The sequence below is a fragment of the Prevotella heparinolytica genome (assembly GCF_002998535.1).
GTDB lineage: Bacteria > Bacteroidota > Bacteroidia > Bacteroidales > Bacteroidaceae > Bacteroides > Bacteroides heparinolyticus.
The window spans coordinates 2,422,351-2,441,102 of sequence record NZ_CP027234.1 but is presented as its reverse complement, the minus strand read 5'-3'; the positions used below and the strand labels follow the sequence as shown (position 1 = coordinate 2,441,102).

The following is an 18,752-nucleotide window of genomic DNA, read 5'->3' as shown; positions in this document are numbered from 1 at the left end:
CTATATTTGTCGTCGGAATATATCTTTTGAAACCCTACGCACCAGTCCAACGAAAAGACTCAGAGCAAGCAAAGGATCGAATCTTACGCATAGAAAGCATAAATAAAGGACAAAAAAGATGAGCAAAGACAAAGACCTGATGTTCTGCGCCGCAGACATCGTGAAGCGCGCCAAGATGGTGATGGACTTCCGCACCGACGCGCAACTGGCCGCCTGGCTGGGCATTTCGCGCTCCACCCTGAGCAACTGGGTGGCACGAAACAGTATCGACTTCCCGCTGGTGCTGGGCAAGCTGAAGCATGTGGATTACAACTGGCTGCTGACCGGTAAGGGAAAACCTTCCAATCGTACAAAGCGCATAGAGAGCGAACTGGTGCAGGGCGAACTGGAAATCCTTCACAATCCGAAAACAACCGAAGCCATGGACGACCGCAGCGTAACGCTCTACGACATCTCTGCCGCCGCCAACCTCAAGACCATGCTGGCCGACCGCCCACAGTATGCGCTGGGCAAGATAGTGATTCCCAATGTGCCCGTATGCGACGGTGCCCTCTACATCTCAGGCGACTCGATGTATCCCATCCTGAAGTCGGGCGATATCGTAGGCTTCAAGTCCATCCAGAGCTTCACCGACGTCATTTACGGAGAGATGTATCTCGTCTCCTTCAGTCTTGGAGGAGACGAATACCTGGCCGTGAAATACGTCAACCACTCAGAGCAGCCCGACTGCATCCGCCTTGTCAGCTACAACACGCACCACGACCCCATGGATTTGCCGCTGGCATCCATCAGCGCCATGGCCATCGTGAAATTCTCCATAAGGAAGAACATGATTATGTGATGCCTCACTCCATCTTCAGGACTCCGAAGAACTCCGGACAGTGGAAGTTGGGTTTCTCCAATCCGATGGGACTCCAAGAAAGGAAGTGCGGAGTGCGGAGCTTATCGCCGCATTTATAGAAGTTGGCACGGATGGCCTTTCCCTCCAGCGAGGTGATGTGATGCAGGAAGAAAGTGGTGTAGGGAATCACCAGCGCCACCTCCCAACTGCAATCTCCTACCCGCTCTTCAAAGTCCTCGCGACCCAGAGACGACCAACGTTGCACCTTGTCCATCACCTCCTGCGGAGCATGGCGGCGATTCTCGCGACCGACACCGGCACCCACAAGCAACGTGCCCACGCAGTTGCATTCTACGTTGTAATACACCCCGTCATCGGCAGGTATGGAAAAGAACTCCACACAAGCATCTTCCCAAACGGGACCGTTGTCGTGTCCTGCCACCGCACGCACGCTCTCTTCTCTCACCTTGAAGTGGAGCAAGATTGCATCCTGCGTATAGGCTATGCGGAATTCTACATCGGGACGGTAAGGGAATGCCGACCAATTCACCGTGTTGACAGGCTGAAAAGCCACCTTTTCTTTATCCAGAAGGGCGGGCACCGATTCCACCGGTATGTTTGCCGCGCTCACCTTCTTCACGCTTAATTCTTTCATTCTATTCTTTTCGGGGGTTATGGCAGACAGCGACAGCACGCAAAGCGCCGCCGCCGTCAAGGTAAGATACTTTTTTCAGATACATGAGGCAATGAAGCTTTTCATTTCCGGCGTATGTTCTTCCGCACTTTGCAGCAGTTTGAACTGCGCCTTGGCACGCACGAGGTTGTGCTCCGGATAGCGAATTTTATAATAGGTGTCGCCGTTGATGTAGTCGGCCAAAAAGCGCACGCACTGCATGTAGGGGAACAGGGCGGCAGCATATGGCAGGTTCTCTATCTCAATAGGTAGCAAGAAGCTGCGGGCAGACTCCAGATAACCCTTGGTGAAAGCACGGAAGATATCCATGTTGAAATTCACATTCGTGAGGTTTGGGTCGTCTTCCAGACCGGTATTGGCGGCCGAACGGAGAAAGTCGCCGTAGTCGGAGAAAATGAAGCTGGGCATCACGGTGTCGAGGTCGATGACGCAAAGCACCGTGCCGTCCTCATCGAACATCATGTTGTTCACCTTCGTGTCGCAGTGGCACACGCGCTTGGGCAGACGTCCCTCACGGTGCAGACGCTCGGCCTTGCACATCTCGTCGGCACGCTTCTCCAGTTCGTCAAGCAACGGACGTACCTCCTTCACCCGTCCGGCGGCATCGGCAGCCACGGCCTCTCGAAGCTGCTTCAGGCGGAATTCCATGTTGTGGAAGTCGGGGATGGTTTCGCCCAACGTGTCGGGGATATCGGCCAGCATCGCCTGAAAGTGGCCAAAGGCACTACCTGCATAATAGGAATACTCAGGATTGACGGTCTCGTAGGTTTTGGCACGGGGAATGAACACCATCATGCGCCAGTAGTTCTCGCCGTCGTGCCAATAGGTCTTGCCCGTATCAGTGGGGAGAAAATGCAGCACTTTGCGCTCGATGTCCGCTTCGCCTTGCTGCTCCAGCTTCTTGCGGATGTGACGGGTGACAGCCTCGATGTTGCCCTGCAACATATCCACATCGCGGAAGATGGCATGATTGACACGTTGCAGCACATAGTCCGGGGCATCCGCCTCGACGGTAGTCACTTTATACGTGTCGTTAATCAATCCCGAACCCAAAGGGTTGACAGTTCCGGTCGTTCCCTTCAATTGAAAATGAGATACAATAGATAAAAGGTCTTTCATAATGATTTATTTATTAATAAACTGTTTACTAAAATGTGCTTTCCGATTCATATCAGAGGCAAAAAAGTACGGCAAGCATACAAAATTATATATTTAAGCAGACATAGACGCTAAAACCGGACGACAAATAAGCCTTTATGCACAAAATATAACTATATTTGTGACAGAAACCTTAAAAAACATCCGAAAAGTGCGAAAGTTTACTACCCGGCTGCTGATTGTCCTATTGAGCATGGTTGCCATAACCCTGCAAGGGCAGAACATCACCTTCAACCATCTGACTACCGACGACGGACTGTCTCAATTCTCCGTAAACAGCCTTTACATCGACGAGAACGGTGTGCTGTGGATAGGAACCCGCGAAGGACTGAACCGCTACGACGGCAGGGAGATACAGACCTACAAACTGCGGAAGAACGACCCGCACAGCCTCTTCTGCAACACCGTGCTGCGTCTGGCCGGAAACCGCAACGGGAAAATCTACCTGCTCTGCACCGAAGGCGTCGCCGAGTTCAACCTCGCCACCCGGCGATTCACCACTCTGCTACAAGGAAACATCAACAGTATCTACTACAAAAATGCCCTTTTCATCGGTAAAAAGAACGAAATATACCGCTACAACGAGCAGACCGGGAATTTCGATCTGTACTATCAACTGGCCGGCAACAACCTCGAAATCTTCTGCATGCATCTGGACAAGGACTACCTGTGGATGGGAACTACCGACAGAGGTGTGTACCGCCTGAGACTGGCCGACAAGGAACTTACCCACCCCATACCGGAAGGAAACATCACCAGTATCTACTGCGACAGCCGGAACGAGTTGTGGATAGGAAGCTGGGAAGAGGGACTGCACCATGTGAAAACCGACGGAACAATCGAGACCTTTACTTACGATGACAAGAATCCGCACAGCCTCTCGTCCAACTTCGTCAGGGCATGTTGCGAAGACAATCTGGGCAACATCTGGATAGGAACTTTCAACGGGCTAAACCGATACGACAGGAGCACGGGACTGTTTCAGAACCACACCGCCGACGACGTCCGTAACGACGGGCTGACGCACTCCTCCATCTGGTGCATCGTGAAGGACAATCAGGGCACACTGTGGCTGGGCACTTACTTCGGAGGCGTCAACTACTTCAATCCGGAATACGAGATATACACCCGTTACACCTACTCGCCCACAGAGAAGAAAGGACTGAGCTATCCCGTGGTGGGACGCATGGTGGAAGATAAGCACGGTGACCTCTGGATAGGCACCGAAGGGGGCGGACTGAACCACTACAACCGACGTACGCACGAATTCAAATGGTTTCGCCCCGGAAACGGACCCAACAGCATTTCGCAAAACAACGTCAAGGCGCTCTATTACGACCCTTCCAAGGAGATTATCTGGATAGGGACGCATCTGGGCGGACTAAACAGACTGGACATCCGTTCGGGACGTTTCACCCACTACCGGGCCAAACCCGGCAATCCGGAGACGTTGCCCTCCGACATCATACGCGACATCGCTCCCTACCGGGACTCGCTGATTGTGGCTACCCAAAACGGCATCTGCCTCTTCAACCCCGCCGACGGGAAGTGCCGGCAACTCTTCACCGACAGCAAGGAGGGGAATAGAATCAAGATGGTGGCCGACATCACTTTCGACAAGAAAGGAACGCTTTGGATTGCGGCCACCGGCGAGGGTGTGTTCAGCTACCGCTTCGACAACGGACAACTGACGAACTACCGTCACGACCCCGCCACTCCGCACAGCCTCAGCAACAACAACGTGAACAACATCATGCAGGACGGCAAAGGACATCTGTGGTTCGCCACATCGGGCAGCGGACTGGACTTGTTCAGCCCCTCGACCGGCAACTTCGAGAACTTCGACCGGGCAAAGAACGGGCTTTCCAGCGACTGCATATACGAGGTGCGCGAGTCTCCCGTAAGCGGGCAACTGCTGCTCATCACCAACGAGGGCTTTTCCATCTTCGACCGGAGAAGCAAACGGTTCAGGAATTACAGTGCCGAGAACGGTTTCCCACTGACGGCCGTCAACGAAAACGCCCTCTGTGTGACCCGCGACGGCGAGATATTCCTCGGAGGAACGCAGGGCATGATTTCCTTCCACGAAATGGAGCTGAACTTCACGCCGAAACCCTACAACATCATCCTCTCGCGCCTCATCGTGAACGGTACGGAGATAGAGGTGGGAGACGAAACAGGCATCTTGCAGAAAGCCCTCCGCTTCACACGGGAGATTACACTGAACGCCGACCAATCGATGTTCAGCATCGAATTTGCCACCTCCAACTACGTGGCGGCCAACAAGGACGACATCATCTACAAATTAGAGGGATTCTCCGACGACTGGAACAGCACGCGCGGCCTTCACAACATCACCTACACCAACCTGAATGCCGGAACCTACACACTGCTTATCAAGCCCAACGGAAAGGACGAAAGCCTCTGCCCGCAAGTGGGCCTGACCATCCGCGTGCTGCCTCCCTACTACAAGACACCTCTTGCCTACTTACTCTACCTGTTGGTGACGGGAGGCCTGCTCTGGTATCTGGTGCGCACGTACAAGACGAGAATCAAACTGCGCGAATCACTGAAGTACGAGCAGAAACACATACGTGATGTGGAGGCGCTGAACCAGTCGAAACTGCGCTTCTTCACCAACATATCGCACGAGTTCCGCACCCCGCTGACGCTCATCGTGGCGCAGGTGGAGGCACTGATGCAACTGCAGAACTTCACGCCCGGCATATATAATAAGGTATTAAGCATCTACAAAAACAGCATACAACTGCGCGAGCTTATCACCGAACTGCTGGACTTCCGCAAGCAGGAGCAGGGGCACATGAAGATAAAGGTCAGCCCGCACAACATCGTGGACTTCCTTTACGAGAACTACCTCCTCTTCCTCGAATACGCCTCGGCCAAGCAGATAGACTTCCGGTTTGAGAAAGAGACGGACGAGCTGGAGGTGTGGTACGACCAGAAGCAGATGCAGAAGGTGATAAACAACCTGCTGTCCAACGCCATCAAACACACCAAGGCCGAAGGCAGCATCACCCTTAGTATCAAGAGCGAGGAGAATCGCGCCATTATCCGTGTGACGGACACCGGAAGCGGCATCGACGCCGGCGAGGTCGACAAAATCTTCGACCGCTTCTACCAGATAGACCCCACGGACAGCACCGATGCCGACAAAACAGGCACGGGCATAGGGTTGGCACTGACCAAGGGCATCGTGGAGCTGCATCACGGAACCATCCGCGTGGAAAGCGAACCGGGCAAGGGAGCCAGCTTCATAGTGAGCCTGCAACGGGGCAACGCGCAGTTCGACGAGGAGCAAATCAGCAGGAACCCCGACAACGTGCAACAGATAGAAGCGCCCGTGGCGGAGAACGACGCCCTGCTGAAAGCCGAATTGGAGGAGAACGCCCCCAACAAGCGTCTGCCCGACGCCACGATACTGATAGTGGAGGACAACGACTCAATCCGCCGGATGCTGGCAGCCCTCTTCAAGCCTTTTTACGAAGTGCTGACGGCTGCCGACGGCGAAGAGGGGCTGGAGCAGGTGCAAAGCCGTATGCCCCACATTGTGGTGAGCGACGTGGTGATGCCCCGCATGTCGGGCACGGAACTGTGCAAACGGATAAAGAGCGACTTCAACACCTGCCACATCCCCGTAGTGCTGCTCACGGCCCGCACTGCCGTAGAGCAGAACATCGAGGGGTTGCGCATCGGTGCGGACGACTACATCACCAAGCCTTTCAACACCGGCCTGCTGATTTCGCGCTGCAACAACCTTGTGAACTCGCGCATCCTCCTGCAAGAGAAGTTCAGCAAGCAACCGCAAGCCACAGCCCGGATGCTGGCCACCAACCCCATCGACAAGGAGATTCTGGACCGTGCCACCGCCATCATCGAGCAGCATCTGGACGACACGGGCTTCAACGTCAATGTCTTTGCCCGCGAAATGATGATGGCGCGCACCAACCTCTTCACCAAGCTGAAAGCCATCACCGGCCAGACGCCGAACGACTTCATCCTCACCATCCGCCTGAAGAAGGGCGCACTGATGCTCCGCAACAACCCGGAGCTGAACGTCACCGAGATTTCGGATAAGATAGGGTTCAGCTCTCCGCGCTACTTCTCGAAATGTTTCAAGGACGTGTATCAGGTGAGTCCGTTGGCATACCGCAAAGGAGAGTGAAGTAATTTCTTCTGTTTTTTGAGTAAAATTACAGAGCCTTGCGTCTGACGTGTCAGAGGTAAGACTTTGTCATGTCAAACACAGGACTCTGTCGCGTCAGACACAAGACTTTGTCGGGACAGACACAGGCCTTTGTAACAAAGGGGAGTATGTACTTTTTCTTTTGCTTGCCCAAAAGAAAAAGATACCAAAAAGAAAAGGCCCGGGCTAAGCCTCCGGCGCTACTCCGACACTGCCATTCGCAGACGGGGTTATAACTCGCTTCGCTCAAACAATCGCCCCTTACCTGCGCCTGACAGCGCCTCCGCTTTACGCGCCTGCGACTATGCCCTAGGTTGCGCGGTGAGGGCGTTTATACCTTTTTCTCACTAACATTATTTATAAGGAAGAATAGAACAAAACCATCACGCCGCATGGTTTCGGCCTCATCGCAGGGACGTTAAGCGGAGGAAGCCTTTTACGCGTTAAAAAGGGCAGACCTGTTTGAGCGAAGCGAGTTTTCTGTCCTTTAGTGTAAAAGGTTTTCGGAGTAGCCCCGGAGGTGCAGCCTTGAAAAGCCCGTTTTAGTGAGAGCAGCCGCAAGCTTGCTTGAGGATGCCGAACGTAAGGGCTTTCGCCGAAGGCAGTTTTTCTTTGGTCTTTTGTATCAAGACAAAAGAAAGTACATCCGCTTTTTGTACGTTTTTACCTCTTCCCCGTACTTCCTTGTACGTCCAGGATCCACAAATCCCTTACCTTTGCCTGCCGAATCAGAATCTTAACACAAAGAACTATGAAGCAATTCTCCCCCTTATGGTCTTTAATACCCGGTGCCGTCTTGGCAACGGGATGCGGAAGCCGCCCGAAAGGCGAAGCCACCGACCACTCCCGGCAAAAGCCGAACGTGGTCTACCTGATTGCCGATGACCTCGGCATCGGCGACCTGAGCTGCTATGGCGCTACCAAAGTCAGCACGCCCAACATCGACCGTCTGGCCGGACAAGGCATGCAGTTCACCAACGCATACGCCACCTCCTCCACCAGCACGCCCTCGCGCTTCGGACTGCTGACGGGCATGTATCCGTGGCGGCAGCAGAACACCGGCATTGCTCCGGGTAATTCGGAACTCATCATCGACACCGCCTGCGTCACCATGGCCGACCTCTTCAAGGAAGAAGGCTATGCCACAGCCGCCGTGGGCAAGTGGCACCTTGGGCTGGGGCCGAAGGGCGGAACCGACTTCAACCGCCTCATCAAGCCGAACACGCACGATATCGGTTTCGATTACGAATACATCATCCCCGCCACGGTAGACCGCGTGCCCTGCGTGTTCGTGGAGAACGGACGCGTCGTGGGCCTCGACCCCGACGACCCCATCACCGTGAGCTACGAGCATAAAGTGGGCAACCGCCCCACCGGACTGGAAAACCCCGAACTGGTGAAGATGAAACCCAGCCAAGGACACAACAATACCATCATCAACGGCATCCCGCGCATCGGCTGGATGGCAGGCGGAGAATCAGCCCTCTGGACGGACGAGGACATTGCCGATGTGATTACCGCCAAAGCCAAAGACTTCATCAGCACCCACAAGAACGAGCCTTTCTTCCTCTATATGGGCACGCAGGACGTGCACGTGCCCCGCGTGCCTCACCCCCGTTTTGCAGGGAAGAGCGGCCTGGGCCCTCGCGGAGACGTCATCCTACAACTGGACTGGACGGTGGGAGAAATCATGCGCACGCTGGACAGCCTGAACATTGCCGACAACACCATCTTTGTGCTTTGCAGCGACAACGGACCCGTGATTGACGACGGCTATCAGGACCAAGCCCTCGAACTGCTGAACGGGCACACCCCGATGAAGCACTACCGTGGCGGAAAGTACAGCGCTTTCGACGCCGGCACACGCATCCCCTTCATCGTGCGCTGGCCCTGCGGCATCAAGCCGGGAAAACAACAGGCACTCTTCTCGATGATAGACGTGTATGCCTCGTTCGCCGCCCTGCTGAACCATCCGTTGCCTCCGGGCATCGCCCCCGACAGCCGCGACCGGCTGGGCACTTTTCTGGGTACGGACACTGCCGGATGTCCCTACATCGTGCAGCAAAACCTGAACAGCACCCTCTCCATCGTTCAGGGAGACTGGAAGTACATAGAACCCAGCGACAAACCTGCATTGGAATACTGGACGCGGATGGAGATGGGCAACGCCCCCACTCCCCAACTGTACTGCCTTTCGGCCGACCCGTCGGAGAAAGAGAATGCCGCGGCAACCCATCCCGAAAAGGTGAAAACCCTCTCCACTCTGCTGGAGGAAGTGAAACAGGGAAAGAATCAAGCCGAAAGAAGATGACGAAGCACGGAACGCCGCACCCGTTATGTACGAATTCGTACTATTTGCGAACGATTGACTAACGCCCCTGCATCGCCTTTCTTTTACCTTTGCAATCCCATCCGGCAGGAAGAGCGGATGGGAAAACAAAGAACAACCTTTATTAATAACTAACAAATTAATATGTATGAAACAAAGAGTAACCTTATTCTTATTGCTGACCCTATTCTGCTCCGTATTGTCCATACAGGCACAGACGGGTGGTCAAGTTACGGGTAAAACGGTAGACACGATGGGAGAACTTCCCGGTGTAAGTGTCGCCGTCAAAGGAACCGCCAACGGAACCGTGACCGGGCTCGACGGCTCTTTCAAGCTCAACAACGTGAAGCCCACCGATGTCTTGCAATTCTCCTTTGTAGGCTATAAGACTCAGGAAATCAAAGTAGGAAACCGGAAAGTATTCAACATCACCATGCAGGAAGACGCGCAAGCCCTCGAAGAGGTGGTGGTAGTGGCCGTGGGCTACGGCGACGTGAAACGCCGCGACCTGACCGGCTCCATCGGCAAGGCCAACATGAGCGACCTGACGAAGACACCCGTAAACAACGTGACCGAAACGCTGGGCGGACGCATTGCCGGTGTACAAGTATCGTCCACGGACGGTGGTCTGGGCGACAATTACAGCATCGTGATTCGCGGCGCAGGCTCTCTGACCCAAAGCACCGCCCCGCTCTACGTCATCGACGGTTTCCCCAGCGAAACATCGGGCATGAGCGCCCTCAACCCCAACGACATCGAATCCATCGACGTGCTGAAAGACGCTTCGGCCACCGCCATCTACGGTTCGCGCGGAGCAAACGGCGTTGTCATCATCACCACCAAGAAAGGCAAGGCAGGAAAAGCCACGCTTACATACAACGGCAGTGTCACCATGAGCAACGTGAAGAACCCCATGAACCTGATGAACGGTTACGACTTCGTCAACCTGCAAAAAGAAATCATGGAAGGCAATACAAAGGAGGTAGACGGACAGACTGTTGACGAGTTTACCTACTTTTATCTGAAAGACGGCATCACGCTCGACGATTACAAAAAATTCAAAAGCTACGACTGGCAAGACGAAATCTACCGCACTGCCGTCAGCCACAACCACCACATGGCTCTGAGCGGAGGAAGCGACAAGATGAACTACTCCGCATCGCTCTCTTACAGCAACCAACAGGGTGTCATCATCAATTCAGACCTCTCCCGTTATCAGGGTCGCTTCAACTTCAGTCAACGAATCAACAAGCGGATAAAAATAGACGCTAATGCCAACTTTGCAAGCAACGTGCAGAGAGGTTCCAATCCTTCGTCTGCCACTTCAGGCCTCACCAACTCGCTGATGTATAGCGTATGGGGATACCGGCCGGTTTCTCCCTCCGGCTCCGACCTCCTTGCCGAACTGTATGACGACGACATCGACATGAGCAACGACTACCGCTTCAACCCCGTATTGTCTGCCCGCAACGAATACCGGCGCAACACCACCGACCACCTGCAAGCCAACTTGGGCGTGGAATGGGAAATCATCAAGAACCTGAAGTTCAAGACCACCGCCGGATACACCGGACGCGACATAAAAAGAGAAGAGTTCAACGGAAGCCAAACCCGCACCGGAAACACACATCCGAAGAACACGCAAAGCAAGGGCATCAACGCCTTCCTTGAACAGGCTCAGATGCGTAACTACCTGAACGAAAATACGCTGACTTACGTTTACAAGAAGAAGAAGCATAACCTGAATGCTTTGGCGGGTGTCACATTCCAAAAATACACCAGCTATAAGAGTTCCATCACCCAAGAGGAAATCACCAACGAGAGCTTCGGCATGTCCGGCATCGGGAAGAGTTCGGCAACGCCCGTCGTAAAAGCCTCGCAGGGAGAAAACGCCATGGTATCCTACTTAGGACGCGTTCACTACAACTACGCTTCCAAGTATTACCTCACAGCTTCCATGCGTACCGATGGCTCATCCAAGTTTGCTCGCCAGAATCGTTGGGGATACTTCCCCTCGGGTTCGCTTGCATGGGCATTCGGACGCGAAAAGTTCATCACGCAGGCACTGCCTTGGCTGTCCAACGGTAAACTGCGAACCAGTTGGGGACTCACGGGAAACAACCGTATCGGCGACTTCGACTATATGGCGCAGCTCGTCACCAGCTCCGACGTTTACAAATATCCTTGGAACAGCACCTTCCACCCCGGCTATGTGCTCGGCTCCATGGCCAATGAAAAACTGAAATGGGAAACCACCGAACAATACGACTTCGGCCTGGACCTCGGATTCTTCGACGGACGCATCAACCTGACGCTCGACTACTACATCAAAACCACCAAAGACCTGCTGCTGAAAGCCGACGTTCCGGCAAGTTCGGGTTATTCGAGCGCAACCTTGAATGTGGGCAAACTACGCAACCAAGGTTTAGAGGTGACGCTGGAAACCACCAACGCCAAGACAAAGAACTTCACGTGGACATCATCTTTCAATATCGCCTTCAACAACAACAAGATTCTGGAACTCAACGACGGACAGGAAAGCATGATAAGCTACATCAACTGGGATAATAAATACCGCACGATGCCCGCCTACATCAGCAAGAAAGGAGAGGCGGCCGGAAAGATGTACGGCTTCGTCTACGATGGAACGTACAAGTACGATGACTTCAACACCTCAACAGATGCCAACGGCAACACAACCTACAAGTTAAAAGACAACGTGCCCCGCATAGCCAACAATGTGCAACCGGGTGACCCCAAATACAAGAAACTGACCAACGACGGCACCAATAAGATTACCGATGCCGACCGTACCGCCATCGGCAACGGGCATCCCAAGCACACCGGAGGTTTCAATAACAACTTCACCTATAAGAACTGGGACCTGAACATCTTCATGCAGTGGAGCTATGGCAATGATATACTGAACGCCAACCGCATGATATTCGAGAACCCGCAAAGCAGGAAGAATGCCAACATGTTTGCTTCCTACAAGAACCGTTGGACGGCCGAAAATCCCAACAGCAACATGCCGCGCGCCAAAGCCATCGGCTCTGAATATTACAGCTCGCTGTACATAGAAGACGGTTCATACCTGAAGCTGAAGACCATCTCGTTAGGATATAACTTTACCCGCAGAACATTACGCCCATTGGGCATCAGTGCCGCCAGAATCTTCGCTTCGGCCGAGAACATCGCAACCATCACCGGTTACTCCGGTTCCGACCCCGAAGTATCCACACGCAACAGCGTGCTGACTCCCGGTTTCGACTGGTCGGCCTATCCGCGTTCGTTCAACGCTTCGCTGGGCGTCAACATCACTTTCTAACCACCTATAATCAAGACAATGAAATATGAAAAGTATCAATAGCATCTTCAAAAAGATTTGTGTCCTCACCATTGCCGCATCCATGGCCGGTTGCGACATGCTCGACACCAAACCTTACGATTTTGTAGCCCCCGAAACATTCTACAAAAACGAAACGGACTGCACCATGGCCCTTGCCGGCATATACTGGACAATGGCCACCGAGAACGTGTACGGCAACCGCTATTCGTGCATGTTGTCCAACGTCGACGACCTGAGCTACTACTACCGACAGAACCAGACGGGAGCCGTATTTGCCAATGCGCACAACACCGGCAACACCGACTTGTGGTACACGTGGACATCGCTCTACTCTGGCATCAACAATGCCAACGTGCTGCTCGACCATATCGACAATGCCGACATCTCCGACGGAAAGACAAAACAACGCATCAAAGGAGAGGCCAAGTTTCTGCGTGCCTATTATCACTTCCTGCTGGTACAAGGATGGTACGAAGTGCCCATCCGCAAAACAGCCGTGACCGACATTGCAACCGGCAGCCTGGAGGGAACTCCTCATGCCGAAGCGCTGGACTGGATTATCCAAGAAATGGAAGATTGTATTGACATGGTGGATAACAGCAGTTACGACTTGTCTCCGTCGCACGTGAAAAAGACTGTGGTGGAAGGAATCCTTGCACGCGTATGCTTGTGGCGCGCAGGCGAACCGTCAAATGGCGGAAAGCCCTTTTATGAAAAGGCCGCACGGCATGCCAAGAACGTCTGCGACTCTCAAAAGCACAAACTGAACCCCGACGTATCCGAATTGTGGAAATCCTTGAATTCCGACCGTTATGACAAAGTATACAACGAAAGCATGTGGGAAGTGGAATTCATCGGCACTCGCAATGACGGAAACTACACCGAAAGCCGCATCGGAAACGTCATCGGCAACCTGCAAGAAAACTCCTCTCCCACAGGTGCGGGATATACGTATGCTTTCTATGCGGGCAGCCTCATCCTTTGGGACCTGTTCGACGAGAAAGATACTCGCCGCGACTTGTCCATGGCTCCTTACAAGCTGAACAACAAAGACGTGCAAGTGGCATGGAAAAAAGGCCAAATCACCGACCGCCGTTGTGGCAAGTATCGCCGCGAATGGGAAACCAGCAATCCCAAGCACAAGAACTATACGCAAGAGAACTACTGCCTCCTGCGCTATGCCGACGTGCTGCTTATGTTGGCCGAAGCCGAGAACGAAGCACACCAAGGTCCTACGGAGTTGGCTTACAACTGCATCAACGAAGTACGCAAGCGTGCCGGTATCAGCGAAGTGAAAGGCCTTTCGTTCGCCGATTTCCGCAAGCTCGTTCAAGACGAACGCGGCAGGGAACTTTGTTTCGAGTCGCTGCGTAAGTACGACCTCGTGCGTTGGGGTATCTACTACAAGAGCATCAAGGAAAAGCTCGGAACTGCCGTGAAAGACCCACGCTGGTCTACCGCCAACAACGCCAAGGGAGCTGCACAATACGTAGGCAACACGGAAGAGAAGCACCAGTTCCTCCCTATTCCCACCAAAGAATTGGGTGTAAACACCAAATTAGAGCAGAACAAGTATTGGAAATAAAGAACCGACGACACAACGATTCTAACCTTATACAAAAAGACCTTAATCATTTTGTGAAAGAAGATGCGTAAGAACATCTTCGTACTCCCCCAAGGCACGGACTACACAGCTCTCATAAATTTAGACCATACTAACCGAGTGAAGCTGTGAAATCCGTGCCTTTTTATTCGTATCTTTGTCCTCCGATAAAGACATATCCGCAATGAATCCACTTCCCATCCATTTCGCACCGTTGCAAGGTCATACCGAAGCGGTCTACCGGCAGGCACACGCCCGTGTCTTCGGGGGCGTAGACACCTACTATTCCCCTTTTGTACGCATAGAACACGGCGAGATACGTCGCAGAGATGTGCGCGACATAAGTCCGGAACACAACCAAGCCCTGCACCTCATCCCCCAACTCATGGCTCCGGATGCCGACAAGTTGGAACAGATAATGCCCCTTTTCATCGAGAAAGGCCATCGCGAAGCAAATATCAACTTGGGCTGTCCCTTTCCTCTGCTGGCCAAACGGCACAACGGCGCAGGCATGCTTCCCTATCCCGAGGAGGTGAAGGCGTTGCTGGAGGCGGCCATACAGAAGTACCCCGACGTGCATTTCTCCGTGAAACTGCGACTGGGATGGGAGAATGCCGAAGAATGCCTCGCCTTGCTGCCTTTGTTCAACGAACTGCCTTTTTCGCACCTCATCCTGCACCCCCGCCTCGGCAAGCAGCAGTATAAGGGCGAAGTGGATTTGGATGCTTTCGAGGCATTCTACAACGGATGCTCCAAGCCCCTGTACTACAACGGAGACCTGCACACCACGGCAGACATCCATACCATTGCCGGCCGATTCCCCCGACTGGCAGGCATCGTCATCGGGCGCGGGCTGCTGGCCAACCCCGCCTTGGCGCAGGAATATCGGGAAGGGAAGTCACTTTCCACCGATGAAATGGCTAAAAAAGTGGGGCAACTGCATGCGATGGTCTTTGCCGGCTATCAAGAGCAACTGCAAGGCGAAGAGGCCCAACTGTTGATGAAGATGAAGAGCTTCTGGGAGTATCTTTTGCCCGATGCAGACCGCAAAGCCAGAAAGATTATTCACAAAACCTCCAAGCTGTCCAACTACCGGGCGGCGGTGAGCAATCTGCTCGGTTCTTACCGATAGAGGGCTTCCGCCTGCTTGTCATACGCTTTGGGCAGGCTTTCTCTCCACGAAGCAACGTTTTTATACTTCTTATGTACGATTTGCGCTCTTCTCTTTCAAAAAACAAAGATTTCTTTGTACAATACCTATAAAATAACCAGACATGACGCAACTCAATAAATGGAAGACGGGAGCGGCAATGCTCCTTTGGATGTTATGCCCCGCCAACGGGCAAGCGCAAACAGTGAAGAACGAACGCCTGCTCTCTTTCGAAGAAACGCAAGTTCCGCCCTTTATAACGGGCACAGACTCTCAACTATCCGTCAGCGACGAACATTACAGAGACGGCGGGCACAGCCTGAGCTGGAATTACGCCCCTCATGCCGTGCTCTCCATCAAGAAAGACCTGAAGTTTGAGCCGAAAGACCCGACGGGACGCGATACCTATCTCTCTGCCTTCATCGTATGGATATATAACGAGCAGGCACAGGACAAAACCATCCGGTTCGAGTTCTTGAAAGACGGCAGATTGTGCACCTCCTTTCCCTTCGGCATCAACTTCACCGGCTGGCGCGGAGCGTGGGTGTGCTACGAGCGCGACATGCAAGGCACACCCGAAGAGGGGATGGACGAAGTGCGCATCGTGGCTCCGGATGTAAAAGGCAAGCTCTTCTTCGACCATGTGCTGACTGCCTCGAAAGTGGATGCCCGCCAACAGACGCCCGACTTGCAAGTGCCCTTCGTCAATAAAGGCACCACCAACCACTGGCTGGTGGTCTACGAGCATTCGCTGTTGAAGCCGGACATTCCTCTGACACCCGTAACGGATGCGCAAAGGCAAGACATGCGGAAGATGGAAAGGCGCTTCCGGGATATGCTCTACACACCTGCCGCCCTTTCGGACAAGGAGATGGAAGCCATCCGCCGGAAGTACGACTTTTACAACATTGCCACCGTGGAAGGCAAGGTGACGGGACGCCCCATCTGGTTCGTCCGCCAGTCCGAGGCCTACGAACGGCTTCTGCCCGACTGGGACAAGGACATGTTCACCAAGCTGGGAGTGGAAATCAGCGATTACTTCAATCTGATGAAGCGCATCTCCGTGGCCTACCACAACGCCGGCAATGCCACCCTGAAGGACGAGCTGAAGCAGAAATTCCTTGCCATGTACGCCAACGCCACCGACCAAGGAATCGTCTACGGCAGCTGCTGGGGAAACATCCACCACTACGGATACAGCATGCGCGGCCTGTTCGTCTCCTACTTCCTGATGAAAGACGTGCTGCGCGATGCAGGCAGGCTGGAAGAGGCCGAACGCACCCTGAACTGGTATGCCATCACCAACGAAGTATTTCCCAAACCCCTCGTCGACGGCATCGACATCGACACTTTCAACACCAAGATGCAGGGACGCATGGCCAGCATCCTCATCATGGAAGATTCGCCGGAGAAACTGCAATACCTGCGTTCTTTTTCACGCTGGCTGGACCACGGTTGCCGGCCTGCCGAAGGGCTGGCGGGTTCTTTCAAGAAAGACGGCGCCTGCTTCCACCACTGCAACAACTATCCGGCATACGCCGTGGGCGGGCTGGACGGCGCAACGAGCATGGTGTATCTGCTGAGCGGAACGGAGTTCAAGCTCTCGGAATTGGCGCACCGCACCGTGAAGAATGTATTGCTTGCCATGCGCTTCTATTGCAACCTGAAGCAGTGGCCGCTCTCCATGTCAGGCCGGCATCCCAACGGGAAAGGCGAGCTGATACCTGTTCAATATGCCACGATGGCACTTGCAGGCACACCGGACGGCAAGCAAGCATACGACCCCGAAATGGCCGCCGCCTATCTGCGCCTTGTCTCTGATAGCGGAACAGCCGGAGAGGATGCCCCCGATTATCTGCCCAAAGTCTCCGCACGGCAGGAGCGTGAATTGAAGGAACTGCTCGAAGCGCAAGGCTTCCGTCCCGAACCCGAACCGCAAGGCAACTTGGCGCTGGGCTACGGCTGTGTGTCCGTACAACGGTGCGACAACCGGGCGGCAGTGGTGCGCGGACACTCCCGCTACCTATGGGCCGCCGAGCATTATCTCCCGGCCAACTTCTACGGCCGCTATCTGGCACACGGCAGCATGCAGATACTGACCGGAAAGCCCGATGAAAAGGTCACTTTTGCCACCGGTGGCTGGCAGGAAGCAGGCTTCGACTGGAACCGCATACCCGGAACAACGACCATACACCTGCCCTTCGACCGGTTGCGCGCCCGCGTGCTCAACGTAGACGCCTTCTCCGGCATGGAGGAGATGCTCTACTCCGACGAGGCTTTTGCCGGAGGATTGTCGCACTTCCGAACCAACGGCAACTTCGGCATGAAGCTGCACGAACACGACAAGTATAACGGCTCGCACCGGGCACGCAAGTCGTTCCACTTCTTCAACGGTGTCATCGTTTGTCTGGGCACGGACATAGAGAACAGCAATGCCGACTTCCCCACAGAAACCACCGTGTTCCAGCTGGCCGCCCTCACCCCCGAAACCCGCAGCTATTGGAATGGTTTTCATGATAACGGACAGACTTACATCGACCCCAACGACGTGGGATATTATATAGGAAAACCTTCGATGAAACGGGGCAAATTCGAGCGAAACTTCCCGCAAGTCACCGTGGGCGAGCGCAGCACCAAGCCCACCACGGGCAACTGGGTTTCGCTGGTGTTGCAACACGGCAAAGCCCCACGGGGCGCATCGTACGAGTATGCCGTACTACCTCGCACGGACGCCGCTTCGCTGAAGGCTTTTGCCAAGCGACCCTCCTACCGGATTCTACGGCAAGACCGCACCGCCCACATCGTTCGCTTGCAGGCCGACGGGCTGACGTCTTATGTTCTCTTCGAGACCCCGCAGCAACTTCCTTCGGAAGGCGTGTTGCAGAAAGCCGACACTTGCTGCCTTGTGATGACGCGCGAAAAAAGCGAGGACAAATTACTGCTGACCGTTGCCCAGCCCGACCTTGCCTTGTATCGCGGTCCTGCCGACGAAGTTTTCGACCAAGACGGAAAACGTATCGAGCGCAGCATCTACTCACGCCCGTGGAAAGACAACGCAAGCGGCGAGATACCCGTCACCCTCACCTTAAAAGGCCGATGGACGGTTGCCGAGACACCATACTGCAAGGTGCTGTCTGCCGACAAGAGGCAGACCGTACTACGCTTTACGTGCAAGGATGCGGCAAGCTTCGATGTGGAACTGACGGCGCAGAAGGAACGCTGAAAACAGGCTATATACATCCGGCAGGCTGCATCTATAGTTCCAGTCCGCTGCATCTATAGTTCCCGCTCACTGCATCTATAGATGCAGTGAACCGCCGACGGAAGCAGCTTGGGCAGGGGTATCGATTGCACGAAAATGACACAGGTTAGCATATAAGTGGCATCGTTTCTACTACGAAAACCTTATTTTTGTCCTGACATA

At 54.0% G+C, this 18,752-nt stretch carries 9 protein-coding genes; 7 read left to right on the top strand and 2 right to left on the bottom strand.

Annotated elements, in window-relative coordinates:
• Nucleotides 1-118: 118 nt before the first annotated feature.
• Nucleotides 119-841, top strand: coding sequence for a LexA family transcriptional regulator (locus C3V43_RS09855; RefSeq protein WP_106069657.1), 723 nt, complete (start codon nt 119-121; stop codon nt 839-841).
• A 4-nt stretch (nt 842-845) separates the two neighbouring features.
• Here C3V43_RS09855 and C3V43_RS09850 read toward each other — a convergent pair whose 3' ends face one another.
• Together C3V43_RS09850 and C3V43_RS09845 are read right to left on the bottom strand one after the other, a co-directional pair.
• Entirely contained in the window at nt 846-1,496 is a 651-nt protein-coding gene (locus tag C3V43_RS09850; RefSeq protein WP_106070547.1) for a carbohydrate-binding family 9-like protein, read from the bottom strand.
• Nucleotides 1,497-1,571: 75 nt separating this feature from the next.
• Nucleotides 1,572-2,654 (bottom strand): phosphotransferase enzyme family protein, encoded by a 1,083-nt coding sequence (locus C3V43_RS09845; protein WP_106069656.1) that lies wholly within the window; start codon nt 2,652-2,654, stop codon nt 1,572-1,574.
• A gap of 232 nt (nt 2,655-2,886) precedes the next feature.
• Here C3V43_RS09845 and C3V43_RS09840 point away from each other — a divergent pair, with 232 nt between their 5' ends.
• From C3V43_RS09840 to C3V43_RS09815, 6 genes are all read left to right on the top strand, one after another.
• On the top strand, nt 2,887-6,876 hold the full coding sequence (locus tag C3V43_RS09840) for a hybrid sensor histidine kinase/response regulator transcription factor (protein WP_174704397.1): 3,990 nt from the start codon (nt 2,887-2,889) through the stop codon (nt 6,874-6,876).
• A 772-nt stretch (nt 6,877-7,648) separates the two neighbouring features.
• Nucleotides 7,649-9,208, top strand: coding sequence for a sulfatase family protein (locus tag C3V43_RS09835; protein ID WP_106069655.1), 1,560 nt, complete (start codon nt 7,649-7,651; stop codon nt 9,206-9,208).
• A gap of 166 nt (nt 9,209-9,374) precedes the next feature.
• Nucleotides 9,375-12,554 (top strand): SusC/RagA family TonB-linked outer membrane protein, encoded by a 3,180-nt coding sequence (locus C3V43_RS09830; protein WP_106069654.1) that lies wholly within the window; start codon nt 9,375-9,377, stop codon nt 12,552-12,554.
• A 25-nt stretch (nt 12,555-12,579) separates the two neighbouring features.
• Nucleotides 12,580-14,160, top strand: a complete 1,581-nt coding sequence (locus C3V43_RS09825) for a RagB/SusD family nutrient uptake outer membrane protein (protein WP_106069653.1) — start codon at nt 12,580-12,582, stop codon at nt 14,158-14,160.
• A 202-nt stretch (nt 14,161-14,362) separates the two neighbouring features.
• The gene (locus C3V43_RS09820; RefSeq protein ID WP_106069652.1) at nt 14,363-15,310 is read left to right on the top strand and encodes a tRNA-dihydrouridine synthase family protein; all 948 of its coding nucleotides are present in this window, start codon (nt 14,363-14,365) and stop codon (nt 15,308-15,310) included.
• A 142-nt stretch (nt 15,311-15,452) separates the two neighbouring features.
• Nucleotides 15,453-18,551 (top strand): chondroitinase family polysaccharide lyase, encoded by a 3,099-nt coding sequence (locus C3V43_RS09815; RefSeq protein ID WP_106069651.1) that lies wholly within the window; start codon nt 15,453-15,455, stop codon nt 18,549-18,551.
• Nucleotides 18,552-18,752: the final 201 nt, after the last annotated feature.